Annotated in this window: 16 protein-coding genes; 7 read left to right on the forward strand and 9 right to left on the reverse strand. The window is 59.9% G+C overall.

Going from position 1 to position 15873, the window contains the following annotated elements:
• Positions 1 to 194 precede the first annotated feature (194 nt).
• The 4 genes from WMO44_RS07750 (at position 195) to WMO44_RS07765 (ending at position 4917) form a co-directional block, all read left to right on the forward strand.
• Positions 195 to 2294, forward strand: coding sequence for an efflux RND transporter permease subunit (locus tag WMO44_RS07750; RefSeq protein ID WP_349152237.1), 2100 nt, complete (start codon positions 195 to 197; stop codon positions 2292 to 2294).
• Between the two features lie 6 nt (positions 2295 to 2300).
• On the forward strand, positions 2301 to 4211 hold the full coding sequence (locus WMO44_RS07755) for a hypothetical protein (RefSeq protein WP_349152238.1): 1911 nt from the start codon (positions 2301 to 2303) through the stop codon (positions 4209 to 4211).
• Between the two features lie 185 nt (positions 4212 to 4396).
• A complete protein-coding gene (locus tag WMO44_RS07760) occupies positions 4397 to 4654 on the forward strand; it encodes a type II toxin-antitoxin system RelB/DinJ family antitoxin (protein ID WP_112090901.1) in 258 nt (85 codons plus the stop codon).
• A complete protein-coding gene (locus WMO44_RS07765) occupies positions 4654 to 4917 on the forward strand; it encodes a Txe/YoeB family addiction module toxin (protein ID WP_097778442.1) in 264 nt (87 codons plus the stop codon). Before WMO44_RS07760 ends, WMO44_RS07765 begins: the two co-directional genes overlap by 1 nt.
• Positions 4918 to 4988: 71 nt before the next feature.
• Here WMO44_RS07765 and murC read toward each other — a convergent pair whose 3' ends face one another.
• Positions 4989 to 6374 (reverse strand): UDP-N-acetylmuramate--L-alanine ligase, encoded by a 1386-nt coding sequence (gene murC, locus WMO44_RS07770; protein ID WP_349152239.1) that lies wholly within the window; start codon positions 6372 to 6374, stop codon positions 4989 to 4991.
• A gap of 181 nt (positions 6375 to 6555) precedes the next feature.
• On the reverse strand, positions 6556 to 7752 hold the full coding sequence (coaBC, locus tag WMO44_RS07775) for a bifunctional phosphopantothenoylcysteine decarboxylase/phosphopantothenate--cysteine ligase CoaBC (RefSeq protein ID WP_349152240.1): 1197 nt from the start codon (positions 7750 to 7752) through the stop codon (positions 6556 to 6558).
• 184 nt (positions 7753 to 7936) lie between these two features.
• On the opposite strand from coaBC, the gene WMO44_RS07780 reads away from it, so the two are divergent.
• The 3 genes from WMO44_RS07780 (at position 7937) to WMO44_RS07790 (ending at position 10578) form a co-directional block, all read left to right on the forward strand.
• Positions 7937 to 8827 (forward strand): type III pantothenate kinase, encoded by an 891-nt coding sequence (locus WMO44_RS07780; RefSeq protein WP_349152241.1) that lies wholly within the window; start codon positions 7937 to 7939, stop codon positions 8825 to 8827.
• Between the two features lie 27 nt (positions 8828 to 8854).
• The gene (locus tag WMO44_RS07785) at positions 8855 to 9838 is read left to right on the forward strand and encodes a Gfo/Idh/MocA family protein (protein WP_005921556.1); all 984 of its coding nucleotides are present in this window, start codon (positions 8855 to 8857) and stop codon (positions 9836 to 9838) included.
• Positions 9839 to 9978: 140 nt separating this feature from the next.
• Positions 9979 to 10578 carry an ECF transporter S component gene (locus WMO44_RS07790; RefSeq protein ID WP_349152242.1) on the forward strand — a complete coding sequence of 200 codons (600 nt, stop codon included), beginning with the start codon at positions 9979 to 9981 and terminating at the stop codon, positions 10576 to 10578.
• Between the two features lie 198 nt (positions 10579 to 10776).
• Here WMO44_RS07790 and WMO44_RS07795 read toward each other — a convergent pair whose 3' ends face one another.
• Genes WMO44_RS07795 through WMO44_RS07825 form a run of 7 tightly spaced genes read right to left on the reverse strand, consistent with a single transcriptional unit; the run spans position 10777 to position 15757 of the window.
• Positions 10777 to 11031, reverse strand: coding sequence for a phage holin (locus WMO44_RS07795; RefSeq protein WP_349152243.1), 255 nt, complete (start codon positions 11029 to 11031; stop codon positions 10777 to 10779).
• Positions 11032 to 11035: 4 nt separating this feature from the next.
• A complete protein-coding gene (locus WMO44_RS07800) occupies positions 11036 to 11254 on the reverse strand; it encodes a hypothetical protein (protein WP_055186805.1) in 219 nt (72 codons plus the stop codon).
• Between the two features lie 5 nt (positions 11255 to 11259).
• Positions 11260 to 11670 carry a YcbK family protein gene (locus WMO44_RS07805; RefSeq protein ID WP_349152244.1) on the reverse strand — a complete coding sequence of 137 codons (411 nt, stop codon included), beginning with the start codon at positions 11668 to 11670 and terminating at the stop codon, positions 11260 to 11262.
• Positions 11671 to 11690: 20 nt separating this feature from the next.
• Complete coding sequence (locus WMO44_RS07810) at positions 11691 to 12452, reverse strand: GDSL-type esterase/lipase family protein (protein WP_349152245.1); 762 nt, start codon at positions 12450 to 12452, stop codon at positions 11691 to 11693.
• Positions 12449 to 13552 (reverse strand): Ig-like domain-containing protein, encoded by a 1104-nt coding sequence (locus tag WMO44_RS07815; protein ID WP_349152246.1) that lies wholly within the window; start codon positions 13550 to 13552, stop codon positions 12449 to 12451. The genes WMO44_RS07810 and WMO44_RS07815 overlap by 4 nt, the downstream gene beginning before the upstream one ends.
• A gap of 1 nt (position 13553) precedes the next feature.
• Positions 13554 to 14141, reverse strand: coding sequence for a hypothetical protein (locus tag WMO44_RS07820; RefSeq protein WP_349152247.1), 588 nt, complete (start codon positions 14139 to 14141; stop codon positions 13554 to 13556).
• Positions 14142 to 14155: 14 nt separating this feature from the next.
• Positions 14156 to 15757, reverse strand: a complete 1602-nt coding sequence (locus tag WMO44_RS07825; protein WP_349152248.1) for a hypothetical protein — start codon at positions 15755 to 15757, stop codon at positions 14156 to 14158.
• Positions 15758 to 15873 lie beyond the last annotated feature (116 nt).

Here is a 15873-nt window from a genome sequence, read left to right on the forward strand (position 1 = left end):
AGTTTAGCAGTCCTTTGCCGTTTGTGCAAGCCCGGTTTGCTATACAATTTTTTGCAGGTGATAAAAAAACTGACTTTCGGTCACTTTTCCTGCTTGACACTCTGCCCGGGGTGGATATAATAGTGTTTGCCCGGAAGATGACCGGCGGTCAGTTTCGCGGGCTTTCCCAATCAACTTTATTCTGGAGGGTTCTCATGAAAAAGATCGCACAAGGCATCGTGCGTCTGCGCAAGCTGATCTTAACAGTGGCCGTGCTGCTGTTGATCCCTTCCGCAATCGGCGCCATTGCCACCCGCATCAATTATGACATCCTCACCTACCTGCCGCAGGATCTGGACTCCATGATCGGCGAGGTAGCCCTTGAGGACGATTTCCATCTGGCCTCCACCGGTATGATCACGGTAGAGGGCCTGCCAACCAATGAACTCATCGCTATGAAAAAGGAGATAGAAGCCGTGCCCGGCGTCACCCAGACCTTCTGGCTCAGCGATGTGATCGACCCCAGCATCCCCACCGCCATGCTGCCTGCCGATGTGCAGCAGTTCATGTTCGGCAAAAACGATTCCACCATGCTGATCGTCCGCTTTGACGCCCCCAGCGCCAGCGACGAAACCATGGAAGCCGTTGCGCAGATCGAAAAGCTGCTGCGCAAGGACTGCTTCTTCGGCGGCATGAGCGTCATTCTGCAGGACACCAAGGCGCTGGTCAATCAGGAAATGCCCCTGTACATCCTGATCGCCGTGGGCGCCAGCCTGCTGGTGCTGTTCCTCTCGCTGGAAAGCACCCTCACCCCGCTGCTGTTCATGCTGGGTCTGCTGTTCCCCATCGCGTACAACTTCGGCACCAACATCTTTCTGGGGCAGATCAGCTACATCACCGAGGCGCTTGCCACTGTGCTGCAGCTGGGCGTTACGATGGACTTCTCCATCTTCCTGCTGCACCGCTATGAGGAAGAGAAGGAGCTGCGCTCCACCAATGAAGAAGCCATGGTCAGCGCCATCTGCAAGACCATGACCTCCATCTCCGCTTCCAGCCTGACCACCATTGCAGGCTTCCTTGCACTGTGCGCCATGCGTCTGACGCTGGGCCGTGATATCGGCCTTGTCATGGCAAAGGGCGTGGCTCTGGGCGTCATCTGCACCGTGGTCATCCTGCCCTCTTTGATTCTTACCTTTGATAAGTGGGTGGAAAAATACAAGCACCGCACCGTTATCCCCCGGCTGACCAAGCTGAGCTACTTTGTTTCCAAGCATTCCGTGCCCATCGTGGTCGTCTTTATCCTCATCCTTATCCCCTTTGCCATTGCGCAGAACAAGACCAGCGTGTACTACACCCTGTTCGACTCCCTGCCCCAGGACCTGACCGGCATCGTGGGCACCAACAAGCTGGGCGAGGACTTCGGCATGACCACCAGCCACTTCATTCTGGTGCATGACGATCTGACCGCTACGCAGGTGTCCGACCTGTGCGATGAGCTGAAGGATGTGGATGGTATCACGCAGGTGGTAAGTCTGGATTCCATCACCGGCCCCGGCTTTGACACCGAGCTGCTGCCCGACAACGTGATGGAGATCCTACAGTCCGGCGGCTACAAGCTGATTTTGGCCAACAGCTCCTACAAGACCGGCACGGATGCCATCAACAGTCAGCTGGACGAGATGATCGGCCTGATCAAAAATGTAGATCCCGAGGGCGTCATCACCGGTGAAGGTGCCATGACCAAAGACCTGATCGAGGTGGCAGACGTGGACTTCAAGAACGTCAACGTCTGGTCGATCATGGCCGTTCTGGTCATCATCGCCATCTCCTTCAAGAGCATCTCCATCCCGGTGCTGCTGGTCGCCAGCATCGAAGCCGCAATTGCCATCAATATGGGCATCCCGTACTTTACCGGTACGCAGCTGCCCTTCATCGCCAGCATCGTTATCGGCACCATCCAGCTGGGCGCTACCGTGGACTACTCCATCCTGATGACCACCCGTTATCACGAGGAGCGCGCCTTTGGCCGCACCCCCAAGGAAGCTGCTCAGCAGTCGCTGGAGCACTGCAGCCAGTCCATCCTGACCAGCGGCCTGACCTTCTTTGCCGCTACGGTCGGCGTGGCTGCCATCAGTAAGATGGAGCTGCTGCGGAGCATCTGCCTGCTGATCTCCCGCGGCGCTCTGATCAGTATGCTGGTCATTCTGGTGATGCTGCCCGCCGCCCTGATGCTGTGCGACTGGCTCATCCGCCACACCACCCTGAAATGGATGGTCCCTGAATCTGCCAACGCCAAGAAGTCTGAAAAGGAGTAATGCGTTATGAAAAAATCGCTTCGTTTCGCCAGTGCGGCGCTGGCAGTTGCCCTTGCCGCCAGCTGTGCAGCCCCGGCTTTTGCCGCAGGCGGCAGCAGCTTTACCAAGTCTGAGACCGTGTACGCTGTGATGAACGCCGATGGCTCCATCCAGAGCACCACCGTCAGCGAGCATGTTTACAGCGCCTCCGGTCTGTCCAAAGTAACCGACCAGAGCACCCTGACCAACATCCAGAACACCGAGAGCAGCGCCGAGTTCACACAGGACGGCGAAAAGCTGGTGTGGAACACCGACGATACCGATGTGTATTATAAAGGTGACACCGACCGCGCCCTGCCCATTCAGGCTACCGTTACCTACGCGCTGGACGGTCAGGAAGCCGCACTGGAGGATCTGATCGGCAAGAGCGGTCATCTGACTATGACCATCGCCCTGAAGAATAACGAGACCGGCACCGTGAACGTGAACGGCACCGACCGCACCATCGTCACCCCGCTGGTCACCGCCGTGGGCGTGATCTTTGGGCAGGATGCCACCAACGTGGTGGCTGCCCACGGTCTGGTGGAAAGCGCCGCCAAGAGCAATGTGGCTGCCTTTGTCACCCTGCCGGGCGTGAAGGATTCCCTGTCCGGTCTGCTGCCGGACGAGCTGGACACCATTGAGGACTATCTGCAGGACACCATCACGGTGGAAGCAGATGTCACCGGGCTGACCTGCCCGCAGGTGATGATGGCCTGCGCCACCAGCGCTGCGGCTCTGGGCACTGACAATGTGTTTGACCTGAGCAGCCTCAACGACCTGACCGACGGCATCAACCAGCTGAACGATGCCATGAGCCAGCTGCTGGACGGCGCTTCTCAGCTGGAGGACGGCACCAGTCAGCTGGCCAGCGGTGTGCTGGCACTGCTGGACGGCGCCAACACCCTGAACAATGGTGCAGCCGCACTGGACGAGGGTCTGGGGCAGCTGACCACCGGTCTGGACACCCTGAGCTCCAACAACAGCGCCCTGAACAGCGGCGCACAGCAGGTGGCGGACGGCGTGCTGGCTTCTGCCAACAAGACCCTGAAAGAGGGCGGCCTGATCGACACCGATATGACCTGGGACAACTACGCCGCGGTCATCGACAACATTCTGACCATGAACGACAAGACGCTGGCTGCCGGCCGCCGCAAGATCGTGCGCACCGTCTGGGAGCAGGCTCCCAGCTTCAAGGACAGCCAGCTGAATCTGGCACTGTACCTTTCCGCTACCAAGACGAACCATGATCTGGAGGCCGCTCTGCACCTGATGCAGAACTACGACCCCTCCATGCTGTGCGGTCTGGTGCAGCTGCTGACCACGCAGGAAGCCAAGGACACCGCCAAGGCTGAACTGAAGTATCAGGTAGAGAACAGTCAGGATATCGCCGATGTGCGTGCCCTGAAGGACAGCCTTGCCCAGATCCAGTACTTCGTTTCCAGCGTGGGCCAGTACACTGCCGGTGTACAGACCGCCGCAGACGGCGCCCACTCTGCCAAGGACGGCAGCGCACAGCTTGCCGCCGGTACCAAGACCCTGTACGATAGCGTGAACACCCTGAACGATGGCGCAAGCCAGCTGAATGACGGCACCCACCAGCTGAACGACGGTTTGAACCAGTTCAACGAGGAGGGCATCTCCAAGCTGACCGGTGCACTGGATCAGGATCAGCTGCACGGCCTCAAAACCGTGCTGGACGAGATGACCGACCGGCTGGAAAACTACACCAGCTTTGCCGGTGCACCCGAGGACGCCGAGAGCAGTGTGAAATTTATCTACAAGACCGCCGAGACCGTGGCCGCTGCCAACAATGCTGTGGCTGAGACCGAGACGGTGAAGGAGGGTAACATCTTTACCCGCCTGTGGCAGCGCATCGTGGACCTGTTCAAGTTCTGATAATGCCAACATCCTTCCAGAATCGTATATAGATACACAGGAGCGCCCCGCAGCCGAATGACTGCGGGGCGCTTCTGCGTCTGCGGGAATATTTCAGGGTGAAAAGCATACAATAAAAAGAAAGCATTTTGATTGCATTTTGCTTTCTCTTGTGATAAAATCAAAGAAAGAAGGAGGTGCTGGATATGGCACAGATCAGTGTACGCGTGGATGATGCCGTGAAGCATGAAGCGGAACAGACCTTTGACGAAATCGGTCTGAGCATGAACACGGCTATCACGATCTTTCTCAAGGCCTGCGCCCGGGAAAAGCGCATTCCGTTCGAGCTGACCGCAGACCCCTTTTATTCCTCTGCCAATCAGCGTTATCTGGAAGGCATCATGCGGGATGTGCGCAGCGGCAAGGCGCATTTTGCCCCGCATGATCTCATTGAGGAAGCCTGATGCGGCTGCTGTGGGAGGATCGCGCATGGGAAGATTACCTTTATTGGCAGATGCAGGACAAAAAGACGCTGAAACGCATCAACGCGCTGATCAAGGATATCGCCCGCAACGCCTTTGACGGCATCGGCAAGCCGGAACCGCTGCGCGGTACGCTCAGCGGCTGGTGGAGCCGCCGTATCGACGATGTGAACCGCATCGTTTACTACGAAGAAAACGGCATTGTGTTTATCGTTTCCTGCCGCGGACATTACGATGACACCTGACAGCAGCTGCTGTATCTAAAAAAGGACACCGGATAGCCTGCGGGCTGTCCGGTGTCCTTTTTTAGATAAAATTACTGATCCTTTTCCACCATCATCTTGCTGGCTTTATAGATATCGCCGCAGCCGAGGGTGATGACCAGATCGCCGGGCTGGGCGTTCTGCTTGACCCAGTCGGCGGCTTCCTGCAGGCTGTTCACCAGCACGGAGCCGGGGATCTGTGCTGCCAGCTTTGCGCTGGTAATGGTAGGGTCGTTGGGCTCGCGGCTGCCCATGATGGGGGTCAGCACCGTGATGTCCGGGATCTTGAGCACATCCACAAAGTCGTTGAACAGCATCTTGGTGCGGCTGTATGTAAACGGCTGGTGGACGGCGATCAGGCGCTTGTAGCCCATCTCCTTGGCGGTGTTCAGGGTGGCGCGCAGTTCGGTGGGGTGGTGGGCGTAGTCGTCGATGACCAGCGCACCGTTGCACTCGCCGTACACCTCAAAGCGGCGGCCTGCGCCCTTGAAGTTCAGGGCAGCCTCGGCGCACTGCTCTGCGCTCAGGCCCACAAAGCGGCACACGGCGCACATGGCCAGTGCATTATAAATATTGTGGCGGCCGGGCACAGACAGGCGGATGCGGGTGGTGTCGGTCGTATTCCACTCCTTCAGGTTGAACTCGAAGAAGCCGGGCTTATACTCGTTGATGTTGATAGCGCGGTAGTCGGCGTGGTTGTCGATGGCAAAGGTGCGCACCCGGCGGTCCAGCGTGTACATCACGTCCATGGTGTTCTTATCATCGGCGTTGGCAAAGATCATAAACTGGGTCATCAGGGCAAAGCGCTTGAAGGCGAACTTCAGCTCGCCCATGCTGCCGTAGTAATCCAGATGGTCGTTGTCGATGTTCAGCACCACGGACAGGTAAGGGGTCAGCTTCAGGAAGGTCTCGGCAAACTCGCAGGCCTCAATAACGATATCATCGCCCTTGCCGGCCTTGCCGTAGCCGTTGATGAGGGGCAGCTTGCCGCCGATGACGGCAGAGGGGTCGCGCCCTGCCAGTTCCAGCGCAGTGGTAATCATGGAGGTGGTGGTGGTCTTGCCGTGGGTGCCGGACACGCAGATGCTCTGCTTGTACAGGCGGCTCACATAGCCCAGCAGCACGCTGCGCTCCACGGTGGGGATGCCATAGGAGGCAGCTGCATTCAGCTCCACGTTATCCTTGGAGATGGCGGCAGAGTACACCACCATGTCCGCACCAACAACGTTATCCGCATTGTGGCCAAGGCTGACCTTCACGCCCATCTCCCGCTCGTAGCGGATGATGCTGCCGTCCAGCACATCGCTGCCGGACAGCTCGTAGCCCTTGGCGGCCAAGATCTGGATCAGCGGGTACATTCCGCTGCCGCCGCAGCCGATAAAATGGATCTTCTTTACATGGTCCAGCAGATGCTGGCTATAATCCGAGTACATGAACATAGTAAGGCTCTCCTCCAAATATTAACGGCTGCAGCGCAGACCGATTCCTTCCAAATATGGGGACACACTCTTATTATATAATTTTTGCAGCATAAAATAAACAGGTAAGGCCGAATTTTCGGAAAGAACCATAATTTTTTTGTGAATTTTGTGATATGTGTACAACAAAATCCCAGCAGTATTACTTTGCCCGCCGCCGCAGGATCTCGTCCAGAATGGCATCGGCCACGTCTGCCTTGCTCATCAAAGGCAGCTCCCGGGTGCCGTCCGGGGTGATGAAGGTGACCACGTTGGTGTCCACCCCAAAGCCTGCACCGGCCACCTTGAGGTTGTTTGCCACCACCATGTCCAGATTTTTCTTGGCAAGCTTCGCGGAGGAGTTTTCCACAAGATCCCGGGTCTCCATGGAAAAGCCGCACAGGAACTGGTGGGTCTTGCGGGGGCCGATGGTGCCAAGGATATCCTCGGTGCGCTCCACGGGGATGGAAAGGTCGCCTTCCTTCTTTTTGATCTTGTCATCTGCCACAGTGGCGGGGCGGTAGTCTGCCACGGCAGCGGCCATGATGAGCACATCAGTGGTGTCAAAGCGGTCAGTCACCGCCTCGTACATCTGCCGGGCGGTGGTCACCGGCACATCGGTGGTGAACTTGACCGGCGGCAGCGCGGTCTGCCCGTGGATCAGGGTCACTTCGGCGCCCCGCATGGCGGCGGCGCGGGCAAGGGCGTAGCCCATCTTGCCGGTGGAGTGGTTGGTCAGGTAGCGCACCGGGTCCAGCGCCTCCTGCGTAGGGCCGGCAGTCACCGCGATGCGCAGCCCTGCCAGATCCTTCGGGCGGGCGATGGTGTGCAGGATGTGCTCCAGCAGCACTTCTTCCTTGGGCAGGCGTCCGCTGCCCACATCCTTGCAGGCCAGCACGCCGCTTTCGGAGGGGATGACGGTAAAGCCGTACCGCTCCAGCGTGGCAAGGTTATCCTGCGTGATGGGGTTTTCCAGCATCCCGGTGTTCATGGCGGGGGCTACCAGCTTGGGGCATTTGGCGGCCAGCACCACGGTGGTAAGCATATCGTCCGCAATGCCGTGCGCCATTTTGGCAATGACGTTGGCGGTGGCGGGGGCTACAAGGATCACATCCGCCTTTTTTGCCAGCGAGATGTGGGTGACCTCAAACTTGAAATCCCGGTCAAAGGTGTCCACCATGCACTTGTGGCCAGTCAGGGTCTCAAAGGTGAGAGGGGTGATGAACTGGGTGGCGTTCTGGGTCATGATGACCTCCACATCCGCCCCCAGCTTGCGCAGTGCACTGGCCACGTTGGCCATCTTATAGGCGGCAATGCCGCCGCTCACGCCCAGCAGGACGCACTTGCCGTTCAGATCCATGGTTCGTTTACCTCCCGGAAAAACAGTTCTTTTCCACATATCTTACCTTAGTATAATGCAAAACTTCCACCAGCACAACAAAATCTTTGCCGGGAACTTGTATCCTGCGCAAAAATGCGGTAAAATACGCTTGACAAAGAGCAAACCGGTTCTTTTCTTTTACTTTGAAAAGGAAAACAGAATTATGATCTTAGCCATTGATATAGGCAACACCACCGTCGCCCTTGGGGGCATCCGGGACGGACGTGTATGCTTTGTGGCGCGCATGGACACGGTGCGCACCCGCACGGCTGCGGAATATCGTGCCGAGATGGATAAAATTTTTGCGCACCGCCGCCACCCGGAGCGTCCCATGCGCTTTGAGGGTGCGGTGCTCACCAGCGTAGTGCCCCAGATCACCGGGGCACTGGCCGAGTGCGCCCGTCACTACACCGGCAAAAAGCCGGTCATCGTTTCGCCGGACATCCGCACCGGGCTGACCATGGGGGTGGACGAGCCCCGCGCCGTGGGCAAGGACCGGCTGGTGGATGCCGCCTACGCGGCGGCAAACTTTCCGCTGCCGGTCGTCACGGTAGACCTTGGCACCGCCACCACCTTTAATGTGGTGGACAAAGACCGGGTATTCCGGGGCGGCGTGATCTGCCCCGGCCTTTCCACCGGGCTGCGCGCACTGGGCGAGCGCTGTGCCCAGCTGCCGCAGGTGCATCTGGGCTCCCCGAAAAAAGCCATCGGCACCAATACCGAAAGCTGTATGCTGTCCGGCTCGGTGCTGGGCACCGCCGTGCTCATTGACGGCATGGTGCAGCGCATTGAAGAGGAATTGGGCAGCCCGGCCACGCTGGTGGTCACCGGCGGGCTGGCAAAGTACGTCACCCCGCTGTGCCGCCACCCCCTGGCCTATGACCCGGAGCTGCTGATGAAGGGGCTGGCACTGCTGTACCAGCTGAACGCCCCGCAGGAGCACAGCCACAGCCATGGCGGCGGCAGGCACTACGGTCAACAGAGACGCCCCCGGGCAAAGCACCCGTACCCCAACCGCCGCACCCGCCGCGAGCCGGAGACGCTGGTAGGCTGAGGGAACAAGAGGATAAGGGAGAGCATTATGAAACTGGGCATTCTTGGCACGGGTAAGATCGTGCAGGAATTTTTGCCATGGCTTGTGGAGCACACGCCGTTTACTGTGCAGGCGGTGTGCAGCACCCCACGCTCGGCGGCAAAAGCCGCAGAGCTGTGTGCGCAATATCAGATCCCACAGCACACCACCAATTATTTTGAGCTGCTGCAATGGGTGGACGCGGTCTACATCGCCGTGCCCAACTTGCAGCACGCCCGCTACGCCCGGGTGGCACTGGAGGCGGGCAAGCACGTCATTGTGGAAAAGCCCATGGCGGTGACCGCCGCCGAGACCGAGGAGCTGGCTGCGCTGGCACAGCGCAAGCGGCTATTCCTCTTTGAGGCTATGACCACCCAGTACCAGCCCAACTACGCAAAGCTCCGGGAGCTGCTGCCCCGGGTGGGTACAGTGCGCATGGTACAGTGCAGCTTCAGCCAGTATTCCAGCCGGTACGACGCCTTTTGTGCCGGGCAGACCCCGCCGGTGTTCGACCCGCTGTGCGCGGGCGGCGCACTGATGGACTTGGGCGTGTACAACGTCAGCTACATCGTAGGTCTGTTCGGTGAGCCCAACAAGGCGGTGTATGCCGCCAACATGGAGCGCAACATCGACACCAGCGGTGTGCTGATGATGGATTACAGCGGCTTCAAGGCGGTAAGCCTTGCCGCCAAGGACTGCGCAGCCCCTGCCCGCTGCATCATTCAGGGCACAAAGGGCTACATTCTGCAAAAATCCACCCCGAACTACTGCGGCGGCGTGACCTTCCACCCCAACGAGGGCAAGGAGGAGCACTACAACCTGAACGGGGACCGTCCCCGGCAGGCGGCAGAGTTCGAGGCCTTTTACCGCGCCATGACCGCCGGAGATCAGGAGCTGTGCGCCCGCATGCTGGATACCAGCATCGCGGTGAGCCGGGTACTCACGGTGGCGCGCCGCAGCGCCGGGGTGCGCTTCCCCGGTGACAGATTTTAACGCATTTTTCTCTGGAACACGCCCTGACAACTACGCGCTTCCAAGAGATTTGAATAATCACCTAAAACCCGCACAGAGCGGGCAGGTTTGCGCCGTATCCGACAAAAAGGGCGGAACGGCAGCAGGAGGAAAACTGAATTATGAAGAATACCAATACCAAGACTCTGACTCGTGTGGCCCTGCTGGTGGCCATTGAACTGGTGATGAAGCTTGTCGGTCTGGGCAGTGTGCCCATGGGCCCGCTGTACATGAGCTTCCTCACCCTGCCCATCGCTGTGGGCGCTATCACCATGGGCCCCGCCGTGGGTGCCCTGCTGGGCGGCGTGTTCGGCGCTGTGAGCTTCTACGATGCCATCACCGGTGCCTCTGCCATGACCGGCGCACTGTTTCAGGTCAGCCCGCTGAACACCTTTATCCTGTGCGTGGGTATGCGTATGCTCATGGGTTTGTGCTGCGGCCTGATCTTCAAGGGCCTGCAGAAGCTGGATAAGTCCCGCACCTGGAGCTACATCGTCAGCGCCATGACCGCACCCGCCCTGAACACCCTGTTCTTCATGGGCTACATCGTGCTGGCTTTCTACGGCTGCGACTATGTGCAGAATCTGGTGTCCGTCAAGGGCGCTGCCAACCCCTTCATGTTCGTTGTGCTGCTGGTCGGCGTGCAGGGCGTTGCCGAATTTCTGGTGTCCGGCATTCTGGGCGGCATCGTCGCCCGCGCCGTGGCAAAGTTCCTGAAGTAAGACCGGCCGCGCACCATGTCAGGGCGGCGCATCCGTGTTTAGAATAGAAAAATGAATGCTCCTCCGGCAACTGCCGGGGGAGTTTTTTGTTGGGAACGGCTCCAATATCCTCCCTGTGAAAATGCAATGCCGGAGCGTCTGAGGACGCTCCGGCATTGCCCTATTCACAAAAATATCGTCCCGTCTGCCCGGCAGCCTTTACTTTTTCTCCCGCAGCTGTTCCAGATAGCCATCGGCCTTGATGGCCTCCGGGGTAAAGGAGTTATTCTTCCACCAGTTCACAAGGGCGGCGGTCACGGTCAGGCCGGTGGTCACCAACTGTTCCACGGTGGAGCTCTCGATGGGCAGCACAGGCTTGCCGCAGGCGCTCAGTACCTGATTGGTCAGTGCCAGCGCCAGCGCAGCCGTGCGCGCCAGCGTAGCAGCAGAAATTTTGCAATGGGTATCGTTCATAGGTTCAGTTCCTCTCTTTCTCTAAATCTGCGATGCGGTGGTTGGCCACCTTCATCTGTTCTTCTAAAATGGGTACGCGGCGGGCAAAGTTGTTATGCTCCCGCACCTCCCGGGTCAGTTCCTCCAGCTTTGTGTCGGTCACCGCTTGGCTTTTTCCGTTGGCGATCAGCACGCCGATCAGGGTCACCGCACCTGCGATGATGGCTGAAATGATGCTTGTCATCGCGCTCACCCCCTCCACCGGGCTTTGTCTGCCCGGGTATCCACGTGCACCCAGCCGGTGGCTCTGCCCGCCTTCATCGGGTAGCGGCCAACGCCGCCCCAGTCCGGCATCAGGCTTTCGGCGTAGGCGGCTACGTCCTCCACGCTCACGCCCTGTACCCGGATGTCTGCCGCCCGGCCCAGCAGGTGCTGGCTGCTCTTGGCGCCGCCCACGGCCGCGTTGTGCGCTGCCGTGCGGTAGCCGCTGGTAATGGTCACCGCCTTGCCAAAGTGCTCCCGGATGCACTGGAGCAGCAGCATCAGCGCATCGTCCACCATAACGGTGTCGCTGCCGTCCCGGCAGCGCAGCTCCCGCACCTTAAAGTCCGGTGCAAGGCGGCGTTCTCCGTCCCTTGCAAGGCTATATTGTCGGATCATCTCTCTGCCTCCTTTCCGCATCACAGTCCCCGCATCCAGTTCTCAATGATGGTGCTGCGGTACTCATGCGCCCGCAGACCCGGATGGCCGTTGTAGAGGGCAAGTTGAAAGGCATCGTTGCGCAGCTGCTTTGCCGTAGGGCTGGCGTCCGCGCGTCCTGCGCTGTGTGCGGTCAGCAGCAGCGGGTGCTGCGCGTCGTTCAGGTCCAGTACCGGTACACCCCAGTAGGCGCAGATCTCCTTCACCGTTGTCCGGTAGGCTGCACTCATCCATCCGTCCGCAAGGATCACGCCCAGCTTCGCGTAGGGAATGTTCTTCATCAGATACTCAAAAACGATATTGTACGCGCCCCACACCGTTGCGTTGGTGGTATCTGTTTTAGTGCCGACAATGGCGGTCGGGTCAAAGCCCTGTGCCGTGTCCGGCTCACACTCGTTCAGGCCGAACATCAGGGTGATGTAGTCCGCATCCTTCGGTACGGCCTTGTACCGCTCCACCGAGAACGGCAAAAGCCGCCCGGTGATATTGGTGAACACAGAGCCGCTCACAGCCTCGTTCACCAGCGTCATGTCGTTGCGCTTTGCGATCCACCACGGGTATGTTTTCCATGCTTTCAGCTTCTGGTCGTAAAAATCCGAGTTCGTGCCGGTGTTGCCGGCAGCATCCGTGTAACCGGTCGCGTCGCCTGCGGTAAAACTGTCTCCGCAGGCCACATATTTCTTCCCGTACAGCACGTTGCCGCTTGCTGTACCGAGGGGATCACCATGTACATCATAGATCATACCGTGCCCTCCTGAATGAACTTGTTGATCTTCGTATCGCTCAGCAGTCCTTTGTACACCTTACACTGGTACAGTGTGCCGTCCCAGCAGCGGGTCATCTCGCCGCCATTCGTGCCCGGAGCACCACCGATCAGCAGGCTCTCCGGCACGTCCGTAAGGGTATGTTTGGTTACCTTCCAGCCACTCAGCGTGCAATGGGTGCTGCCGCCGCGATACTTCTGGCCGTCCAGCTGGATCACGTACCGTGTGCGGGTCTTGAGGTGTGCAACGCTGTCCGATAGCGTCACGTCGCAATAGTCGTAATAAGCAATACTGGTGGTGCCGTTGTTGGGGTTCAGATTGATGTTGATACCCGGCAGATTGAAGTTATCGCCGGTCTCGGTCATGCAGTGCACAAACACGATCCATGCTTTGTCGTTAAAGCTGTCGCTGGCCTTTGCATCCAGCAAAATGGTGTACTGCGGTGTCTCAGTGCCCGCGTGCTCCAGCATCTTTACGCCGGTATCAATGCCCTTTGTCAGTGCCGTTTCACCGGGCAGGTCGTAGAGCAGCTGCGCCGTCTCCACCTCTGCCACCGTCACCGTACAGCTTGCACTCTTGCCGCCTGCGGTGGCAGTCACGGTACAGTTGCCCGCTTTGATGCCCGTCACCACGCCGTTTGCCACCGTGACAAACCCGGCAGGTGCAACGCGCCACACCACTACATGGCTGGTGGCGTTTGCGGGCAGCACGGTAGCCGTCAGGGTCTTGCTTTCGCCCTCGTTCAGGGTCAGGGTGCTGCTGCTCAGGCTCACGCTCTGCACCGGAATATCCTGTGCACTTCTGCCCCACTCTACACGCAAGGCATTCAGGGTATCTTGTGCATCGCTGGTTTTGTAGGCTGCATTCTCAAACAGGTTCAGCAGCAGCTCTTTCGCAATTTCACTCACTCCCTCGCCCGGGTCGCCCTTATCGCCCTTCGGGCCTGCCGGACCCGCCGGGCCCGGGTCGCCTTTCTCGCCCTTCACCCCCGTGGTTGCCGCAATGCCCGCTTCCATGTGGTTCAGGTGGGCAGCCGTCAGAGTCTGGCCGTCCACAAAATTCTGTTTTACGTAGCTCATATTAACTCCTTCCAAGGATCATTCTGCCCAGCACCGCAAGGCTCAGCCGGGCAGTCATCTTGTTTTCCGGCTTTTCCGGCTGTGGGGCGCTCCACAGCGCCGCCAAGCGGTCATAGGCGGTCATGGCTGCATCATTGCCCGCCGCCAGAAGCCGCAGGATTGCCAGCAGTTCCCGCTTTTCCGCGGTGGTAATACCGCCGGTTCCCAGCAGCCCTACCAGCGCTTCCCACGCCGGGGTGTCCGGTGCAGGCATCGTGCCCTCCGCCGTGCCGCTGTTGGCGCATACCTTGCACCGCACATCGGCGCTGGTCACAGTACGGCTGCCGTCCGTACCCTCAAAGGTGATGCAGCCCGTGCCGGGCACTGCTGTTACCGCCGCCGGAACGGTCAGCACACCGTTTTCCACCAGCGTGGCCGCGCTTGCACCGGGGGTGTGCCAGTGGGCGCATACCGTCAGCCCCTTCCACTCGCCCCGCTGCTCAATGCGCAGCCGGTAGTTGCCCCGGTTGCCCGCGTAACCCAGCAGCAGCTGCCCGCCGGGCACTGCTGCCGCACCGTTGCGCTCCAGCCGGATGGTCATCTCATTCATGCTGCACCCCACCCTTACACATACTGGTAACCCTCTACGTTGAAGGGGTACTCAAAGCTGAGGCTCGAGTCCGTTCTCACAACGCCGATACTCAGCACGCCGCTGTCTGCAAAGCTCATCCGCACAGGCGCTGCACCGCTGCACTTGACGCCGTTGCTGAAGTCATAGCTTACACCGCCCACCATGGCCACCGCCGTGCCGCCCCGCACAATGCGGGTGCTGCCGTACTCCGCAGCAGCGGCGACCGGGTTCGTGCTGTTTTCTGCCGTGGGTGCCACCATCCGCACCACAATGTAATCCACCGTCTCCGGCACAGTCAGGCTCGTTGCGGCCTTGCCCGCAGTGCCCGCACCGGTGTATACCAGCTTTCCGTCCATGTCCATCATCCTTTCCAGTCGTTTCAGTTTTTCGGTCAGGCTAAAACCCAGCACCGTGTCAATGTTTTCCGCTGTCATTTCCAGCGTGCCGTCCGCGCTCACGGTCAACCCCCGCCCGGGCTTTACGCCGCCCAGCACGGCTGCGGTAGCACACGGCAGTGTGTAGCCCGTGCTGAATTTCCGGTCTGCCTCCGCCTTGGAATAAAACCGGTCATCTGCACCCAGCTGCAGCAGCACTGCCGCCTTTTCCTGCGCCGACCAGCTTGCTGCCCCGGCGGCACTGGTCAGCGCTTTTTTTACGCCGTAGGGCAGCAGCGCCGGGGTCAGGGGCGCGTAGGCCTCGGTCATGCGGTCCAGCTGTGCCGCCGTGGCGGGCACGGTGGTCAGGGTAGCATCTGCCCGCACCGCAACACCGTACTGCCCGTTCGCCCGTACTGCGCCGGGCACGGCTGCTGTGGGCACGGTCTCGCTGCGCACATAGGGGCGCAGGTCCGGCAGCGGGGTGGTGTCGGTCTGTACCGCGCCGGTGGCGGTATCCACACTGAGGATGCGCACCACCTCGCCGGGCAAAGGCTGCACCGGGAGCGGCACCGCCGCCACATCCTGTGCGTCCAAATGCACCGCGCCGCCCTTGCTGTTCACGCTCAGCACGGTGCCGTCCTTGGGCGCGTAGCTCTCGGCACGCAGCGCGGCGTCCTCCGCCCGCTTTGCGCAGGCATCGGCATCGGTGCGGTCGGCCAGAATTTTGTCCGCCGCCTTTTGCGCCAGCGCCGCCTGTACGGCGGTGTCTGCTGCGCCGTTCTCGGCGCGGCGGGCGCTCTCCGCTGCGGCGCGGGCGCTTTCCAGCACGCGGGCCACGAACTGCTCGTACACCGAGGGCGGCAGCTCCTCGCTGCCGCCGTCCGTAGGCAGGGTGGCGTACACATCGTAACTGCCGGGGCGGGTGTAGGCGGTGTAGCCGCCGCTGCCCATGGCGGCCAGCATCCACTGTCCCCGCACGCTGCCGGTCAGGCGGCGGTCCACCGTCACGCTGCCATCGGTGTCCAGCGGAATAGCCGCCAGCTGCACCCCATCACTGCGGCGCAGATACAGCGCCATGGTGCACCCCGCCCACGCTGCGGGCAGGATGAACTGCAGCCGGTCCACCCCCTCGGCGTTCTGTGCGCCAAGGTGCAGCCGGTGCGGCTGGGGCACAAATTCGGTGCCGCCGCACTGCTGCTTAAGGATCTCGATCTCCATGCAAAACCTCCTTTTCTGTTTGCTGTCCCGATTGTACCGCTGGAGGTGCAAAACTATCCAGAGTGTACAGAAAATGTGAAATTTTCTGCTCTTCGGCATTTTGCTAAACGGGGTTT

Source organism: Faecalibacterium tardum, from assembly GCF_040096515.1.
Lineage (GTDB): Bacteria > Bacillota > Clostridia > Oscillospirales > Ruminococcaceae > Faecalibacterium > Faecalibacterium tardum.